Genomic DNA, 16,229 nt, shown 5'->3' on the forward strand with positions numbered 1-16,229 from the left:
CAGCCCAAACGAATTAGGAAAATCACATGAGCAAGAATTTTGACGTGGTCGTCATCGGCGGTGGCCCTGGCGGTTACATCGCCGCCATCCGCGCAGCGCAGCTGGGTTTCAATACCGCCTGCATCGACGAATGGAAGAACGACAAGGGCGGCCCGGCACCGGGCGGCACCTGCACCAACGTCGGTTGCATCCCATCGAAGGCACTGCTGCAATCGTCCGAGCACTTCGAGCACGCGGGTCATGGCTTTGCCGAGCACGGCATCGAAGTCAAGGGACTGAACCTGGACCTGGGCAAGATGCTGGGTCGCAAGAACACCGTGGTCAAGCAGAACAACGACGGCATCCTGTACCTGTTCAAGAAGAACAAGGTCACCTTCTTCCACGGTCGCGGTTCGTTCGCCAAGGGCGACGCCAGCGGCTACGAGATCAAGGTCGCCGGCGCGACTGAAGAAAGCATCACGGCCAAGCACGTGATCATCGCCACCGGCTCCAATGCCCGCGCACTGCCTGGCACTCCGTTCGACGAACAACTGATCCTGTCCAACACGGGCGCGCTGGCCATTACCGAAGTGCCGAAGAAGCTGGGCGTGATCGGCGCCGGCGTGATCGGCCTGGAAATGGGTTCGGTATGGCGTCGCCTGGGTGCGGAAGTGACCGTGCTCGAAGCGTTGCCGGCTTTCCTGGGCGCGGTCGATGAACAGATCGCCAAGGAAGCGCAGAAGCTGCTGACCAAGCAGGGCCTGAACGTGAACCTGGGCGTGAAGATCGGCGAGATCAAGGCCGGCAAGAAGAGCGTCACGGTCGAGTACACCGACAGCAAGGGTGCAGCGCAGAAGGGCGAGTTCGACAAGCTGATCGTATCGATCGGCCGTACGCCCAACACCATCGGCCTCAACGCCGAAGCCATTGGCCTCAAGCTCGACGAACGCGGCTTCATCGCCGTCGACGGCGATTGCAAGACCAACCTGGCCAACGTCTGGGCGGTGGGTGACGTGGTGCGTGGCCCGATGCTGGCGCACAAGGCCGAAGAAGAAGGCGTGGCAGTGGCCGAGCGTATCGCTGGCCAGCATGGTCATGTCAACTTCAACACCATCCCTTGGGTCATCTACACCTCGCCCGAGATCGCCTGGGTCGGCAAGACCGAGCAACAGCTCAAGGCCGATGGCGTGGCTTACAAGGCCGGTACCTTCCCGTTCCTGGCCAACGGCCGCGCACGTGCGCTGGGCGATACCTCGGGCATGGTCAAGTTCCTGGCGGACGCCAAGACTGACGAAATCCTGGGCGTGCACATCGTCGGTCCGATGGCATCCGAACTGATTTCGGAAGCCGTGGTGGCGATGGAATTCCGTGCTTCGGCCGAAGACATCGCACGCATCTGCCACGCGCACCCGTCGCTGTCGGAAGCCACCAAGGAAGCCGCTCTGGCGGTGGACAAGCGCGCATTGAACTTCTGATGACGCTGGGCGCTGGCGGGTGGTTCTCCGCCGGCCAGCGCGGCAGTACCTGTATCATGATGGGCGAGCCTGGCTCGCCCATTTTGCTTTGAGTCAGTCAATCACAAAGAACCCCCACCATGGATGTCCGTCAATTCTACGAACACTCGCTGGCCGAGCGTGACTACAAGCCCGACGAGGCCCAGTTGCGCGCCATCATGCGATTGCAGCAGGCCTATGAAGAATGGACCGCCTACAAGGCCCAGCGCGCCAGCACCTTCAAGCGACTGATCAGCCGGCCCAGCGTGCCGCGTGGCGTCTACATGTGGGGTGGCGTGGGGCGCGGCAAGTCGTTCCTGATGGACAGCTTCTATTCGGTCGTGCCGCTGACGCGCAAGACGCGCGTGCACTTCCACGAATTCATGCGCGACGTGCACCGCCAGCTCGACGAGCTCAAGGGCATCGCCAATCCGCTGGACGAAGTGGCCAAGCGCATCGCCAAGAAATACCGCCTGATCTGCTTCGACGAATTCCACGTCTCCGACATCGCCGATGCGATGATCCTGTACAACCTGTTGAAGGGCCTGTTCGACCTGGGCGTGTCGTTCGTGATGACGTCCAACTACGAGCCCAGCACGCTTTATCCCGACGGCTTGCATCGCGACCGCATGTTGCCGACCATCGCCTTGCTGCAGGAGAAACTGGACGTCATGAACATCGACGCCGGCATCGATTATCGCAAGCGCGTGCTGGAGCAGGTGCGGGTCTACCATACCCCGCTCAATGCCCACACGGATGAAGAGTTGCGCAACGCCTTCGCCGCCGTGGCCGAGACCGCCGACGAGGATTCACGGGTCGATATCGAGGGGCGCGAGATCCGGGCGCTGCGCCGCGCCGGCAGCGCCATCTGGTTCGACTTCGCAACGCTGTGCGGTGGCCCGCGTTCGCAGAACGATTACCTGGAGCTGGCGAGCCGCTTCCAGACCGTGATCCTGTCGGGCATCCCGCAGATGTCGGCGGCGATGTCGTCCGAGGCGCGTCGCTTTACCTGGCTCATCGACGTCTTCTATGATCACAAGGTCAAGCTGATCATGTCGGCGGCGGTCGCGCCGGACGAGCTTTACACTGCCGGCACACTGTCCAATGAATTCCACCGTACTGTTTCGCGTATCATCGAGATGCAGTCGAAGGAATACCTGGACGCGGATCGCCGCACCGCCGCCGACCGCCTGTCGTGAAGAGAATGGATAGATCCAAGATGGACAAGAATGTCATGCGCGGCCTGATCGCCGCCCCCCTGCGCCACCGCGGCGTTTCCAGCATTGCCCTGGCGCGCCTGGCCTGTGCCGCGGCGCTGATTTCGGCGGCGAGCGTCGCCAGTGCCGACACCCCCACCAACGCCGTCACGCCCCTGGCCGAACGCTATCCGGCCGGCTCGATCAAGTCCGAGCAAACCGCTGCGGCCGCACTGGCACAGGGCGCGGATGACCGTCGCGTGCTGGCGACGCAATATGTGCTGGACCAGCGCGAGTGCTACGCCAAGTTCCTGGTGTCGTCCTGCCTGGAAGACGCCAAGGACCGCAAGCGTGAGGCCGAGAAATCGATCAAGCAGGTCGAGATCGAAGCCAATACCTATCGCCGCCAGGCCCAGGTCGATGACCGCGACCAGTCATTGGCCGCGCAGCATGCCAATGACCAGGCCGAGACCGCCCGTCGCGTGCAGGAGCAGAAAGACCGGCAGGCTGCCACCGAGCGCCACACGCGCGAGAGCGACGGCAAGCGGGCGCAGGTGCAGCAGCGCATCGACCAGAGCCAGGGCCAGGCGCCGGACGCCCGCATTCGCGAACACGAGGCCCGGGTAGCCCAGCAGCAGGCCGAGGATGCCGCCCGTGCGCCGGAGCGTGAAGCCAATGCCGCCGCGCGCCAGCAGCGCATCAAGGACGCCGAGCAGCATCGCCAGGAAGTCGAGCGCAAGAAGGCCGAGAGCGAGCGCGAGCGCGCCGACAAGAAACGGAGCACGCAGCCATGACCAGCACGCATCGCGAAGACATCCAGCGCCGCATCATCGAGCTTGAGGTCGAGCACCGCGACCTCGATAACGTCATCGACATGCTCATCCGCGACGCCCGCGCCGAAGACTTGCAGCTGCGTCGACTCAAGAAGCGCAAGTTGCAGCTCAAGGACCATATCTCGTTGCTGAAGATGCAACTGGTGCCCGATATCCCGGCCTGAGCCGCATGGGCAGACCTGCAGGGTGAGAGCGCGTAAAATAGCGGATTGATATCGGTGAGCCGGTACGCCTGAAGCGTGAGGCGTCGCAGCTCGCCAGCCCGGACCGGCTGCGCGCCGGTCCTCTTGCGTTTTTATTCCTACAGGCTTGTCGCAGTGATTGTTCCAGAAGAGGTCGCACCGGAGGCACCCGGTATTCATGATGCCGAGATCGATCGACTGTTCGGCGCCGGCGGACCGCTTGGCGGCGCAGTCGGCAGCTACCGGCCGCGCCATGCCCAGACCGCCATGGCCAAGGCGATTGCCGCCGCCATCGCCAACCAGGGCACCCTGATCGCCGAAGCCGGCACCGGCACCGGCAAGACCTTCGCCTACCTGGTCCCGGCGCTGCTGTGGGGCGGCAAGGTGATTGTCTCGACCGGCACCAAGACCCTGCAGGACCAGCTCTTCAAGCGCGACATCCCCACTGTACGAAAGGCCCTGGCCGCGCCCGTGTCGGTGGCGCTGCTCAAGGGACGTTCCAATTACCTGTGCCATTACCACCTCGAACGCACGCTGCAGAACGGTCGCCTGACGGCGCGCGAAGATGTCGGCTACCTGCGCGACATCTCGCGCTTCATGAAGACCACCACCACGGGCGACAAGGCCGAGCTGACGGCGGTGCCCGAGACCGCATCGGTATGGAACCTGGTGACGTCCACGCGTGACACCTGCTTCGGCGCCGACTGCCAGTATTACCAGGATTGCTTCGTCATGAAGGCCCGCAAGGAGGCCCAGCAAGCCGATGTGGTGGTGGTCAATCACCACCTGTTCTTTGCCGATGTGGCACTCAAGGACACCGGCGTGGCCGAGCTGCTGCCCACGGCCAACACCGTCATCTTCGACGAAGCGCACCAGTTGCCCGAGACCGCGACCCTGTTCTTCGGCGAGACGGTGTCGACCTCGCAGGTGCTGGAGTTGTGCCGCGACGTGCTGGCCGAGGGCTTGTCGCATGCGCGCGATGGCGCCGACTGGGCGCGCCTGGTGGCCACCGTCGAGCGTGCCGCACGCGATCTGCGGCTGGTGTTTCCCGAGGACTCGATCCGCCTGGCGGTGAACCAGATCGCCGCGTCCAGCACTTTCTTTCCGTCGTTGCAGACGCTGATGGACAGCTTGGACGACATGATCGCAGTGCTCGACAAGCAGGCCGAACGGGCCGAGACCATCGAACAGTGCCGCGACCGGGCGGTCGAGATACTGCGCCAGCTGGAAGCCTGGAACGATCCGCAGGCCGGCGCCAAGACGGCGCGCGCGGCGAAGGTGGCCAAGGCGGCCGACGCTGTTGAAGTCACCAACGCCACCAAAGCCACTGCGGGCGTGCCGGCCGAGGTCGCCGAGGCGGCCGGGGAGGGGCGGCAATTCTATGTGCTGTGGGTGGAGGCGTTTGCCTCGTCGCTGCAGTTGCATCGCACGCCGCTGTCGATCGCGCCGATCTTCAACAAACAGCGCGAAGGCAGCCCGCGCGCCTGGATCTTCACCTCGGCCACGCTGGCCGTGAAGCGCGACTTCAACCACTATGCGGCGCAGATGGGGTTGTGGAACGAGCCGGCCCATTCCTGGCCCAGCCCGTTCGACTACGAACAGCAGGGTTTGCTGTACGTGCCGCCGAACCTGCCGCAACCCAATTCATTCGAATACACCGACGCCGTGCTGGATGCGGCGCTGCCGGCGATCGAATCGGCCGGTGGTCGCTGCTTCTTCCTGTGCACCACATTGCGCGCGGTCAATCGCGCCGCCGAGCGATTGCGCACCGAATTCGCCGAGCGCCAGCTGCCGTATCCGCTGTTCGTGCAGGGCGAGGCCGGGCGCACCGAACTGCTGGATCGCTTCCGGGCTTCGGGCAACGGCGTGCTGATCGGCAGCCAGAGTTTCTGGGAAGGGGTGGACGTGCGGGGCGATGCGCTGTCGCTGGTGATCATCGACAAGCTGCCGTTTTCGCCACCCGATGACCCGGTGCTGGCGGCCCGCATCAGCGAGATGGAAAAGCAGGGCCTCAACGGCTTCGTGCACCATCAGTTGCCGGCCGCCATCATCACCCTCAAGCAGGGCGCCGGACGCCTGATCCGCGATGAGGGCGACCGTGGCGTGCTGATGATCTGCGACCCGCGCCTGATCACCAAGAACTACGGCCGCCGTATCTGGCAGAGCCTGCCGCCGTTCAAGCGCACCCGCGAGTTGTCGGTGGTGCAGGACTTCTTCCTGCGGCAGGCCGCCATCAAGGCCGGCACTATTATCGAACCCGTCATTCCCGAGGCCTAGCACGCCATGTCCAGCCTGACTTCCCTGGTGCCGGTGCGCGCCTCCGAACTGATGCTGGGCCGCCCCGCGCCCTGGCCGATCTATAACGAAGCCGGCGAACTGCTGCTGGCGCGCGGCACCGTGGTCGAGACCCAGGCCCAGCTTGAAGGGCTGGTCGCCAACGGCTTGTACCGAAACGCCAACTGGGTCAGCGAGCCGGACACCATGTCGGTGCCGCTGCCGCAGGCGCGCGACGTGCTGCGCAAGAAACTGGGCATGGGCAAGAAGCCGCCGCTGAAGCCATCGGCGTCGGTGCGCGGCGCCGAGAGCGTGATCGCCCTCGACGAGGTGCGCTGGCAGATGGGCGACAGCCTGTGGCTGCAGTTCAAGGAAGACGCCGCCCAACGCTTCAGCGTGACCCTGCTGGGCGTGATCCCGGGCAAGAGCATCATGGTCAGCGTGCCGGTGAAGGAGGGTAAGCAATTATTCATCCGCGAGGGCCAGGCTTTCGTGGTGCGGGCGCTGGCCGGCAAGCGCGCGTATGCGTTCTCGGCGCAATTGCTAAAGAACCAGCAGGCGCCGTTCGCCTACATGCACCTGTCGAGCCCACGCGAGGTGCGCTGCACCGTGATCCGGCAGGATATGCGGGTGCCGGTGGGGGCCGAGGGTTTCCTGACCTTCGGCGCGGCCCATCCGTTGCCGGCCAGCGTGATCGACCTGAGCCTGGGCGGGGCGTCGCTGGTGGCGCCGCCGCTGGCGTCCCAGAGCGCGCCCCAGAAGGGGGCGGTCGGCAAGCTGTCGTTCGTGGCGGGCATCGCCGACCAGCAACTCGGGCTGGACCTGCCGGTGGTGTTGCGCACCGTGGAATCGCTGGGCGACCCCGGCTGGCTCAAGTACGGTATCGAATTTGCGCAATTGCCAGCGCGCGACCGGCTGGTGCTGTCGGCCTATGTCTACCAGGAACTGAGCGCGCAGGAATAGCCTGGCGGCATGCCGCCGTAAAACCACGCGAGATTGTGCTGTCGCGCTGCAATCGGGGACCCTGGCATCGGTTAAAATGCAGCCCATGAAAATCCTGATCAGCAACGACGACGGTTATCTTGCGCCCGGCATCATCGCCCTGGCCGAGGCGCTCGCGCCGATCGCCGACATCACCGTCGTCGCGCCCGACAGCAACCGTTCCGGCAGCTCCAATTCGCTTACGCTGGACCGGCCGCTGTGGGTCGAGCAGGCCGCCAATGGTTTTTATTATCTGAATGGCACGCCTTCGGATTGCGTGCATGTGGCGTTGACCGGGTTGCTCACCGAGCGCCCGGACCTGATCGTGTCGGGCATCAACCAGGGCCAGAACATGGGCGACGACACGCTCTATTCCGGTACCGTGGCCGCGGCCACCGAGGGCTTCCTGTTCGGGATCCCGGCGATCGCCTTTTCGCAGATGCACAAGGGCTGGGACGAGCTCAAGAGCGCCGCCCGGGTCGCCCGTGAAGTGGTGCAGCGCCAGTTCGACGCCTTGCCCAGGCCTTATCTGCTCAACGTCAACATCCCCAATTTGCCTTACGACCAGTTGCGCGGCCCGGTCGCTACCCGCCTGGGCAAGCGCCACATGTCGGAGCCGGTCCACAAGTTGACTGACCCGCACGGGCGCGACCTTTACTGGATCGGCCCGGCCGGCCAGGCGCGCGATGGCGGCGAGGGGACCGATTTCCACGCGACCGCCAACGGCTTCATCTCGATCACGCCGCTGCAGATCGACCTGACCCACGCCGCTCAACTCGACAACCTGAAGAAAGCGCTCGCATGAGCGACAAGCAAAGCCGCTTTCCGCTGACCCTGTCATCGGTGGTAGACAAGAAGAAGACCGGCAATGCCGGCCACGGTCGTCCGCAGGCCACGACTCAGACCGCGGCCAAGAACGCCGCGCAGTCCTCGCAACGGGCCGCCGAGCAGCGCAATGCGCTGACGCCGCTGCAGCAGGGGCTGTCGCAGGCATTGCGGGCGCCGGCGGCGCCGCGCAACCTGCCGCCGCAACAGCAGCCACTGTTGAGTGCGCGTCCGGTGCCCAAGACGGCGGTGCGCAATGTCATGAGCGTGACCCAGACCAACAGCTCCAATCATCCTTCGCCGCTGGCCTCGGAGGCGGTGCGCCGCGCCATGGTGGCGCGGGTGGCCAAGCAGGGCGTGGCCGACGCCAAGGTGCTGGCGGCGCTCGAGGCGGTGCCGCGCCACATGTTCGTCGAGCCGGGGCTGGCCAGCCAGGCCTATATCGATGCGTCCCTGCCGATCGGCCATCACCAGACCATTTCGCAGCCCTACATCGTGGCGCGCATGATCGAGATCATGCGTGAGAATCGCCATGGCGGGCGCCTGGACCGGGTGCTGGAGATCGGCACCGGTTGCGGCTATCAGGCCGCGGTGCTGTCGCGGGTGGCCACCGAAGTCTATTCGATCGAGCGCATCAAGCCGCTGCACGAATTGGCCAAGACCAACCTGCGGCCATTGCGCGTGGCCAATATCCGCTTGCACTACGGAGATGGTATGCTTGGCCTGCCTCAGGTGGCGCCGTTCGACGGCATCATCCTGGCAGCAGCGGGCCTGGAAGTACCGCAGGCCCTGCTCGAGCAACTGGCCATCGGTGGCCGGCTGGTGGCGCCGGTGGGTGAGCGTCAGCAGGTGCTGGAATTGATCGAACGCACCGGACAACGCGATTGGCGACGCTCGACGCTGGAGCAATGTCATTTCGTGCCGCTGCGGCCGGGTACGGTGTAATAACTAAATATCATGACGGCCCGCGCGGGCCCGTCGTTGCGGATGAACTTCTGTCGCTGGTGGCGGGTCCACTAGCGTTGTATAAAATTTACTGTAAGAGCATGAACAAAATTCGTTTGGCTGTCCTGGGGGGCGTCGTCGGTATCCTGGCTGCTTGCAGCTCGACACCCAATCAGGCGCCGGTGGTCGAACGTACCACCAACACTGCCAAGCCGGTCGAGACTGCTCCGGTGGCCGCTGCTGCTGCCGCGGTGCCGTCCGGACCCGGTTATTACACCGTCAAGAAGGGCGATACGCTTTATCGTATTGCGCTGGAGGTCGGACAAAGTTATCGCGATCTGGTGGCCTGGAACAACCTGACCAACCCGAACGACATCAAGGTCGATCAGGTGCTGCGGGTAGCCCCGCCTGATCGTGCCGGCACCGGGCCGGCGCAGACGGCTATGGTGACGCCGACGCAGGCAGGCGGCATCGAAGTCAAGCCGCTGGGTGCACCTGGCACGGCGCCGGCAGCTACTGCGGCGGCGGGCGGTAACAAGACCGGCCCGCGTGGCGACAAGCGGGCCTATTCCGATAGCGCCCTGGCCGAACTCGAACGGCCGGATGCGGCGACAGCGCCTGCCGTGGCAGCAGCGCCGGCGGCGCCCAAGGCCGAGCAGCCCCATGCGGCCGAGAAGCCGGCGACGGCCGCCGGTGCGGCCAGCGAAGATGAAGGCGTGAGCTGGATGTGGCCGGCCGAAGGTAAGGTCGTGGGCACCTACGAAGGCGGCAAGAAGGGCGTCGATATTGCAGGCAAGTCGGGCCAGGCGGTGATGGCCGCAGGTGCGGGCAAGATCATGTATGCCGGCAGCGGCATTCGTGGCTACGGCAACCTGGTGATCATCAAGCACACCAACAACCTGTTGTCGGCGTATGCGCATAACAAGACCATTCTGGTCAAGGAAGGGCAAAGCGTTACCAAGGGGCAGAAAATCGCAGAGATGGGCAATTCGGACAGCGATAGCGTGAAACTGCACTTTGAAATCCGTCAACAGGGTAAGCCTGTCGATCCCGCTAAATACTTACCGCCACGTTAGCTTATGACAGGCAATCGCCCCGATCACCAGCCGGACCAGGATCCTCGCCACGAGGACATAGACGAACCCATTGATGAGGTCGACGAACCGGAAGTGATTGATGGCGATCCCGCCGCCCTTGATGCGCTCGATGCTGATGGCGCACAGGACGGCGAGGGCGGCCAGGGCGAGCGTGCAGCCTCCGGCGGCGCCGAAGAACTCAAGAAGGTGCTGGCCGCCGAGCTCTCCACCGACACCACCCAGCATTACCTCAACAAGATCGGCGCCAAGCCGCTCCTGACGGCAGCTGAAGAACTGCATTTCGCGACCCTGGCCAAGCAGGGCGAGTTCGAGGCCCGGCAGAAGATGATCGAACACAACCTGCGGCTGGTGGTGTCGATCGCCAAGCACTACATCAATCGCGGCGTGGCCTTGCTGGACCTGATCGAAGAGGGCAACCTCGGCCTGATGCGCGCCATCGACAAGTTCGAGCCCGAGCGCGGCTTTCGTTTTTCGACCTACGCCACCTGGTGGATCCGCCAGAGCATCGAGCGGGCCATCATGAACCAGGCCCGCACCGTGCGCCTGCCGGTGCACATGGTGCGCGAACTGAACCAGATCCTGCGCGCCAAATACCACCTTGAGGCGCAACAGCGCAATGGGCGCGACGCCAGCGCCGAGGATATCGCGCACCTGGTCGAGCGCCCGGTCGAAGAAGTGCAGGACGTGCTGGCCCTGTCGGAGCACGCCGCCTCGCTCGATACCCCGCTCGACAACGATCCCCAGGCCAGCCTGATGGATCTGCTGCCCAGCGCGGTCGAAGAACATCCCGATACGCGTGCCGAAACCCATGAAATGGCGCTGCTGATCCGCGAATGGCTCAAGGGCCTGACCGAGAAGCAGCGGGTGGTGGTGGCGCGTCGCTTCGGGCTCGATAACGACGATCCTTCGACCCTCGAACAACTGGCCGGTGAAATGGGCATCACCCGCGAGCGGGTGCGCCAGGTGCAGCAAGAGGCGCTGGTCAAGCTCAAGCGGCTGCTGACGGCGCGTGGCGTAGGGCGCGACGCCTTGTTCTGATTCGACCGAAACGACACACCTTCGGGTGTGGCGCTTTCCTCCGGCTGCCGGATCGCGGACAATAGCGCTTTTCTTTTTGGCAGCGGACCTCCGGGTCCCACCGCGCAGTTTCCTTCATGCAACAAGATCCCATCATAGATATCAAATCGCTCGACATGGACGGTCGTGGCGTCGGCCATCTTCATAACGAAGACGGGTCGCCCGGCAAGGTGATCTTCGTCGAGGGCGCATTGCCCGGCGAACGCGTCAGCTTCAGTTCGTTTCGCAAGAAGGCGCGCTGGGAAGCCGCCAACATGACCGCGCTGCACCGCGAATCGTCGCAGCGCACGGTGCCCCGCTGCGACTATTTCGATACCTGCGGCGGCTGCGCCATGCAGCACCTGGAGCCGGCAGCGCAGGTCGCCATGAAGCAGCGCATCCTCGAAGACAACCTGTGGCATATCGGCAAGACCCGCGCCGGGGTGATGTTGCGCCCGGTCTACGGGCCGACCTGGGGTTATCGCTACCGGGCCCGCATCTCGGTGCGCAATGTACCCAAGAAGGGTGGCGTGCTGGTGGGCTTTCACGAGAAGCGCTCGATCTACATCGTCGACATGAAGACCTGCGATGTGCTGCCGCCGAATGTCTCGGCCATCCTGGTGCCGCTGCGCGAGCTGGTCGCCGCGCTGTCGATTCGCGACAGCGTGCCGCAGATGGAGCTGGCCGTGGGCGAGGGCGACAACGGCGCCAAGGTCACGGTGCTGGTGCTGCGCGTGATGGCGCCGCCCAGCGCGGCCGATGAGACCTTGCTCAAGGCGTTCGCCGACCGCCATGACATCCAGTGGTGGTTGCAGTCGAAGGGGCCGGAGAGTGCCACGCCGTTCTACCCGCCGACGTCGCAATTGCAATACACCTTGCCTGAATTCGGCATCCGGATGCCGTTCAAGCCCACCGACTTTACCCAGGTCAATCACCAGATCAACCGGGTGCTGGTGGCGCGCGCCTTGCGCCTGCTGGACGTGCAGCCGCACGAGCGCGTGGCGGACCTGTTCTGCGGCCTGGGCAATTTCACATTGCCCATCGCCACCCAGGCGCGCGAAGTGGTGGGGATCGAGGGCAGTACCGCCCTGACCACCCGCGCCCTTGAAAACGCCAAGGTCAATGGCGTGGACGCGAAAACCAGCTTTCATTGCCGCAACCTGTTCGAGGCCAAGCCAGAGGATTTCGTCGCGTTGGGCAAGTTCGACCGCATGCTGATCGACCCGCCGCGCGAGGGCGCGCAGGAGGTCTGCCGGGCGCTGGTCGAATTGCCGCCGGAGCATCAGCACCTGAAGCCGCGCCGCATCGTCTACGTGTCGTGCAACCCGGCCACGCTGGCGCGCGACGCCGGCATGCTGGTGCATCAGGGCGGGTACACGCTCAACTACGCGGGGGTGGTCAACATGTTCCCGCATACGGCGCATGTCGAGTCGATTGCCGTGTTCGACCTGGCCTGATGCCGGCGCGGGTTGGGCAGCGTTGTCCGGCGCATAAAAAAACCGGCTCAAGCGAGCCGGTTTTTTGTTGATACAGAAATAATGTCAGTCCCGGTTGCCGCCCAGGATACCCAGCAGCGAGAGCAGATTCACGAAGACGTTGTAGACGTCCAGATAGATTGACAATGTTGCCGAGATGTAATTGGTTTCGCCGCCGTTGACCACTTGCTGCACGTCGTACAGGATGTAGGCCGAGAAGATGCCGATGGCGATGGTCGAGATGACCAGTTGCAGTACCGGCATCTGCAGGAACATATTGGCCACTGCCGCCACCAGGATCACCAGCACGCCCACGAACAGCCACTTGCCCATGCCCGAGAAGTCGCGCTTGGATACGGTGGCGATGGTGGCCATGGCGCCGAAGATCACTGCGGTGCCGCCGAAGGCCGTCATGATCAATGCGCCGCCGTTGGAATAGCCCAGCGTGTATTGGATCAGGCGCGACAGCATCAGGCCCATGAAGAAGGTGAAGCCCAGCAGCACGACCACGCCGAGCCCGGAATTCTTGGTTTTTTCGATGGCGTAGAAGAAGCCGAACGCAATCGCCAGGAACAGCACGAAGCCGATCATGGGGCTGCCGGCAAACAGGCTGAAATTGAACTGTACGCCCAGCCAGGCGCCCAGCACGGTCGGGATCATCGACAATGCCAGCAGCCAGTAGGTATTGCGCAGCACGCGGTTGCGACTGACCGCATTGGCAGTCGAATGGCCGAAAGTAGTGTCCAGATGTTGGTTCATTTGTCCTCCAAATGCGTTGAAATGCGAGTCACAGCATAGCATGACAACACCCAATAACGACAAGTTGTCACTCGTGCTGATTCGTTGCTTGCTGCAGCGGCCAACTGGCGAGTTGTCATCGGCGCGTGCTTGATGTGTGAATTGCCATGTTATTTAATGGTTTCATGCTAAAATACAAGGTTCATCGAATTATCAATTAATGGCTTTAAGCCTTTATTTTTATTGGAGTTTTTCTTATGGCAATTGAACGCACCCTGTCCATCATCAAGCCTGACGCAGTGGCCAAGAATGTTATCGGTCAGATCTACAGCCGCTTCGAAAACGCCGGCCTGAAGATCGTTGCTTCGCGCATGGCTCAACTGTCGCGCGCCGAAGCCGAAGGCTTCTACGCTGTGCACCGCGAGCGTCCTTTCTTCAAGGACCTGGTTGACTTCATGATCTCGGGTCCGGTCGTGATCCAGGTGCTGCAAGGCGAAGGCGCGATCCTGAAGAACCGCGACCTGATGGGCGCTACCGATCCGAAGAAGGCAGAAAAGGGCACTATCCGCGCCGATTTCGCCGATTCGATCGATGCCAATGCCGTGCACGGTTCGGACGCTGAAGAAACTGCCAAGGGCGAGATCGCTTATTTCTTCCCGGCACTGAACGTCTATTCGCGTTAATCTGTACCTGTTTTTGTCGGTTGCCATGGCCCGAGCAGGAAGCGGCGCGGCACTTTCGCCGTACCTTCCTGCCTTGACCCGACCGAAAGCGTTATGACTACTGCTCTCACCAATTTGCTGGATATGGATCCCGCGCAACTCGTCGCTTACTGCGGCGAGTTGGGTGAGAAGCCGTTTCGCGCAAAGCAATTACAACGTTGGATCCACCAGTTCGGCGTCGGCGATTTCGACCAGATGACCGATCTGGCCAAGTCGCTGCGCGACAAGCTCAAGACCCGCGCCGAAGTTCGCGCGCCGGCCATCATCAGCGACCATACCTCTACCGACGGCACCCGCAAATGGCTGGTGGACGTGGGGCAGGGCAATGCGGTCGAGGCCGTATTCATTCCCGAAGAAAATCGCGGCACGCTGTGCGTTTCGACGCAGGCGGGCTGTGCTGTCAATTGCCGTTTCTGCTCGACCGGCAAGCAAGGCTTCAACCGCAACCTCAGCGTGGCCGAGATCATCGGTCAGTTGTGGATGGCGGAGTTCGAATTGCGTCGCACCAAGGGCATCGAACCCGGTCCCAAGGGCGAGCGCCAGATTACCAATGTGGTGATGATGGGCATGGGTGAGCCGTTGCTCAATTTCGAGCCAACCGTCACCGCCCTGCGCCTGATGCTCGACGATAACGCCTACGGCCTGTCGCGCCGGCGCGTTACCTTGTCAACCTCCGGCGTGGTGCCGATGATCGACCGCCTGTCGCAAGAATGCCCGGTGGCGCTGGCGGTGTCGCTGCATGCCTCCAACGATGCGCTGCGCGACTCGCTCATTCCACTCAATCGCAAGCATCCGCTGCGCGAACTGATGGCGGCGTGCAAGCGCTACCTCGAGTTCGCCCCGCGCGATTTCATCACCTTCGAATATTGCATGCTGGACGGCGTCAATGATTCCGACGTCAATGCCCGCGAGCTGATCGAACTGGTCACTCAGGGCGAAACCGCGATTTCGTGCAAGTTCAACCTGATTCCCTTCAATCCTTTCCCGGAGTCGGGCCTGAAGCGTTCGCACAACCCGCGCATCAAGGCCTTCGCCCAGATACTGATGGATGCCGGTATCGTCACCACCATCCGCAAGACGCGCGGTGACGATATCGATGCTGCCTGCGGCCAGTTGGCCGGTGAGGTCAAGGACCGCACCCGGGTGCAGGAACGCATGCAGAAGATGGCCGAGTACCAGGAAAAGTTCGGTCGCGACTTCGGTCGCATCGTGGAGATATCCGGGTGACGGCATCTAGGTCGAAGTCCTGGCAGCCGCGTTGTGGGCGCGGCGTCGGGGCGCTCCAGAAGAATCCGGCCACAGCCGGTTTTAAAAAAAGCTTTTTCACGTGGAGCATTGATGAGTGATCAGCAAATGAATGAGGTGCCGTCATCGCAAGAGGGCGGTTCGGTGCCTCAATCGCCGGCGATTCCATTGCCGGGTGCTGTGCTGGCCGAGCAACGCCAGAAGAAGGGTTGGACCATCGAGCAGGCCGCCAGCCTGGTCAAGCTGGCGCCGCGCCAGGTGCACGCCATCGAGACCGATAACTATGCCGCCTTGCCTGGCCTGGCCGTGGCGCGCGGATTCGTGCGCAGCTACGCCAAGGCGCTCGGGCTCGATGCCGACGCCGTCATCGCCGGCATGCCAAAGGACTCACCGGTGGCCCAGCGCGACCACATCGTGCCCCAGCATTCGCTGTCGACCCCATTTTCGGAAGGCCCGCTGCCGGCCATGATGCTGGCCAATCGCGGCGGTACGTCGCCGGCGACCTTCGTCATCGGTGCGCTGGTGCTGGCCGCCGTGGTCGGCGCCGCCGCCGTGCACTGGACCGGTCTTGGCAGCGACGTGCCGCAACTGGCCTGGCTCAAGCCGCACCCGGCCGATGCCAGTACGGTCGATGCCGGTGTGACCGGTGAGCCTGCTCCGGCCACCGATGCATCCTCGGACACGCCCGTGAACGCGCGAGTCGAAGCCGTCGAGCCATCGTCGGCCGGCAACAATGCCAGTGCCGTGATCGAGCCGACCCCGGCACCTGCGGCGCCTGCGCCTGCCGCGGCAACCCCGAGCGCGATCGTGCCAGCCACGCCATCGGCTTCGGTGCCGGCTACCGCACCGTCGGCCAGCGCCGCCCCGGCCGCGCCCGCGCCCGCGTCTGCACCTGTCGCCAACACTGATGCCGGTGTTCCCAGTGGCTTGAACATCGTCAACAGTCGCGACCTGTTGCGCCTGACCTTCCGCGAAGACTCGTGGGTTGAAATCCGTCGCGCCGACAAGACCACCATCATCTCGCGCCTGCTCAAGGCTGGTACCACCGAAGCCTTCGATGTGGCTGACGCCAGCGTGCTGGTGGTCGGCAACGCCGCCGGCGTGGACGCAACGCTGCGCGGCAAGCCGCTGGAACTGAAATCCGGCAGTGGCAATAATGTCGCCCGTCTGAATCTGAACTGATCTGTC

General features: G+C 63.6%; 15 protein-coding genes. 14 read left to right on the forward strand and 1 reads right to left on the reverse strand.

The annotated features are described in order from the left end of the window. Positions 1 to 26 precede the first annotated feature (26 nt). From lpdA to rlmD, 11 genes are all read left to right on the forward strand, one after another. Entirely contained in the window at positions 27 to 1,454 is a 1,428-nt protein-coding gene (lpdA, locus tag LBW87_RS17725; protein WP_225202788.1) for a dihydrolipoyl dehydrogenase, read from the forward strand. Between the two features lie 119 nt (positions 1,455 to 1,573). After that, on the forward strand, positions 1,574 to 2,671 hold the full coding sequence (gene zapE / locus LBW87_RS17730) for a cell division protein ZapE (RefSeq protein ID WP_225202789.1): 1,098 nt from the start codon (positions 1,574 to 1,576) through the stop codon (positions 2,669 to 2,671). A gap of 20 nt (positions 2,672 to 2,691) precedes the next feature. After that, positions 2,692 to 3,462 (forward strand): hypothetical protein, encoded by a 771-nt coding sequence (locus tag LBW87_RS17735; RefSeq protein WP_225202790.1) that lies wholly within the window; start codon positions 2,692 to 2,694, stop codon positions 3,460 to 3,462. Beyond that, on the forward strand, positions 3,459 to 3,665 hold the full coding sequence (locus tag LBW87_RS17740; RefSeq protein WP_225202791.1) for a YdcH family protein: 207 nt from the start codon (positions 3,459 to 3,461) through the stop codon (positions 3,663 to 3,665). Before LBW87_RS17735 ends, LBW87_RS17740 begins: the two co-directional genes overlap by 4 nt. 153 nt (positions 3,666 to 3,818) lie before the next feature. Beyond that, positions 3,819 to 5,960: an ATP-dependent DNA helicase gene (locus LBW87_RS17745; RefSeq protein WP_225202792.1), complete on the forward strand. Its 2,142-nt coding sequence runs from the start codon at positions 3,819 to 3,821 to the stop codon at positions 5,958 to 5,960. 6 nt (positions 5,961 to 5,966) lie between these two features. Further along, complete coding sequence (locus LBW87_RS17750) at positions 5,967 to 6,920, forward strand: flagellar brake protein (RefSeq protein WP_225202793.1); 954 nt, start codon at positions 5,967 to 5,969, stop codon at positions 6,918 to 6,920. An 85-nt stretch (positions 6,921 to 7,005) separates the two neighbouring features. After that, positions 7,006 to 7,743 (forward strand): 5'/3'-nucleotidase SurE, encoded by a 738-nt coding sequence (gene surE / locus LBW87_RS17755; RefSeq protein ID WP_225202794.1) that lies wholly within the window; start codon positions 7,006 to 7,008, stop codon positions 7,741 to 7,743. Beyond that, a complete protein-coding gene (locus LBW87_RS17760) occupies positions 7,740 to 8,708 on the forward strand; it encodes a protein-L-isoaspartate(D-aspartate) O-methyltransferase (RefSeq protein WP_225202795.1) in 969 nt (322 codons plus the stop codon). The genes surE and LBW87_RS17760 overlap by 4 nt, the downstream gene beginning before the upstream one ends. Before the next feature lie 101 nt (positions 8,709 to 8,809). After that, positions 8,810 to 9,784: a peptidoglycan DD-metalloendopeptidase family protein gene (locus LBW87_RS17765; RefSeq protein ID WP_225202796.1), complete on the forward strand. Its 975-nt coding sequence runs from the start codon at positions 8,810 to 8,812 to the stop codon at positions 9,782 to 9,784. Between the two features lie 3 nt (positions 9,785 to 9,787). Next, positions 9,788 to 10,843 (forward strand): RNA polymerase sigma factor RpoS, encoded by a 1,056-nt coding sequence (rpoS, locus tag LBW87_RS17770; RefSeq protein ID WP_225202797.1) that lies wholly within the window; start codon positions 9,788 to 9,790, stop codon positions 10,841 to 10,843. A gap of 116 nt (positions 10,844 to 10,959) precedes the next feature. Further along, the gene (gene rlmD, locus LBW87_RS17775) at positions 10,960 to 12,318 is read left to right on the forward strand and encodes a 23S rRNA (uracil(1939)-C(5))-methyltransferase RlmD (RefSeq protein ID WP_225202798.1); all 1,359 of its coding nucleotides are present in this window, start codon (positions 10,960 to 10,962) and stop codon (positions 12,316 to 12,318) included. 84 nt (positions 12,319 to 12,402) lie between these two features. On the opposite strand, the gene LBW87_RS17780 is transcribed toward rlmD, so the two are convergent. Further along, complete coding sequence (locus LBW87_RS17780; RefSeq protein ID WP_225202799.1) at positions 12,403 to 13,095, reverse strand: Bax inhibitor-1/YccA family protein; 693 nt, start codon at positions 13,093 to 13,095, stop codon at positions 12,403 to 12,405. A 236-nt stretch (positions 13,096 to 13,331) separates the two neighbouring features. Here LBW87_RS17780 and ndk point away from each other — a divergent pair, with 236 nt between their 5' ends. From ndk to LBW87_RS17795, 3 genes are all read left to right on the forward strand, one after another. Further along, positions 13,332 to 13,757 (forward strand): nucleoside-diphosphate kinase, encoded by a 426-nt coding sequence (gene ndk, locus LBW87_RS17785; protein WP_225202800.1) that lies wholly within the window; start codon positions 13,332 to 13,334, stop codon positions 13,755 to 13,757. A gap of 93 nt (positions 13,758 to 13,850) precedes the next feature. Next, positions 13,851 to 15,023: a 23S rRNA (adenine(2503)-C(2))-methyltransferase RlmN gene (gene rlmN, locus LBW87_RS17790; RefSeq protein ID WP_225202801.1), complete on the forward strand. Its 1,173-nt coding sequence runs from the start codon at positions 13,851 to 13,853 to the stop codon at positions 15,021 to 15,023. A 111-nt stretch (positions 15,024 to 15,134) separates the two neighbouring features. Further along, entirely contained in the window at positions 15,135 to 16,223 is a 1,089-nt protein-coding gene (locus LBW87_RS17795; protein WP_225202802.1) for a helix-turn-helix domain-containing protein, read from the forward strand. Positions 16,224 to 16,229: the final 6 nt, after the last annotated feature.

This window comes from Herbaspirillum sp. alder98 (genome assembly GCF_020179755.1).
GTDB lineage: Bacteria > Pseudomonadota > Gammaproteobacteria > Burkholderiales > Burkholderiaceae_D > Herbaspirillum.

Excerpts from the sequence above, each read along its gene's own strand:
- lpdA (WP_225202788.1), top strand. The coding sequence starts at position 27 with ATGAGCAAGAATTTTGACGTGGTCGTCATCGGCGGTGGCCCTGGCGGT.
- zapE (WP_225202789.1), top strand. The coding sequence starts at position 1,574 with ATGGATGTCCGTCAATTCTACGAACACTCGCTGGCCGAGCGTGACTAC.
- LBW87_RS17735 (WP_225202790.1), top strand. The coding sequence starts at position 2,692 with ATGGACAAGAATGTCATGCGCGGCCTGATCGCCGCCCCCCTGCGCCAC.
- LBW87_RS17740 (WP_225202791.1), top strand. The coding sequence starts at position 3,459 with ATGACCAGCACGCATCGCGAAGACATCCAGCGCCGCATCATCGAGCTT.
- LBW87_RS17750 (WP_225202793.1), top strand. The coding sequence starts at position 5,967 with ATGTCCAGCCTGACTTCCCTGGTGCCGGTGCGCGCCTCCGAACTGATG.
- surE (WP_225202794.1), top strand. The coding sequence starts at position 7,006 with ATGAAAATCCTGATCAGCAACGACGACGGTTATCTTGCGCCCGGCATC.
- LBW87_RS17760 (WP_225202795.1), top strand. The coding sequence starts at position 7,740 with ATGAGCGACAAGCAAAGCCGCTTTCCGCTGACCCTGTCATCGGTGGTA.
- LBW87_RS17765 (WP_225202796.1), top strand. The coding sequence starts at position 8,810 with ATGAACAAAATTCGTTTGGCTGTCCTGGGGGGCGTCGTCGGTATCCTG.
- rpoS (WP_225202797.1), top strand. The coding sequence starts at position 9,788 with ATGACAGGCAATCGCCCCGATCACCAGCCGGACCAGGATCCTCGCCAC.
- rlmD (WP_225202798.1), top strand. The coding sequence starts at position 10,960 with ATGCAACAAGATCCCATCATAGATATCAAATCGCTCGACATGGACGGT.
- LBW87_RS17780 (WP_225202799.1), bottom strand. The coding sequence starts at position 13,095 with ATGAACCAACATCTGGACACTACTTTCGGCCATTCGACTGCCAATGCG.
- ndk (WP_225202800.1), top strand. The coding sequence starts at position 13,332 with ATGGCAATTGAACGCACCCTGTCCATCATCAAGCCTGACGCAGTGGCC.
- rlmN (WP_225202801.1), top strand. The coding sequence starts at position 13,851 with ATGACTACTGCTCTCACCAATTTGCTGGATATGGATCCCGCGCAACTC.
- LBW87_RS17795 (WP_225202802.1), top strand. The coding sequence starts at position 15,135 with ATGAGTGATCAGCAAATGAATGAGGTGCCGTCATCGCAAGAGGGCGGT.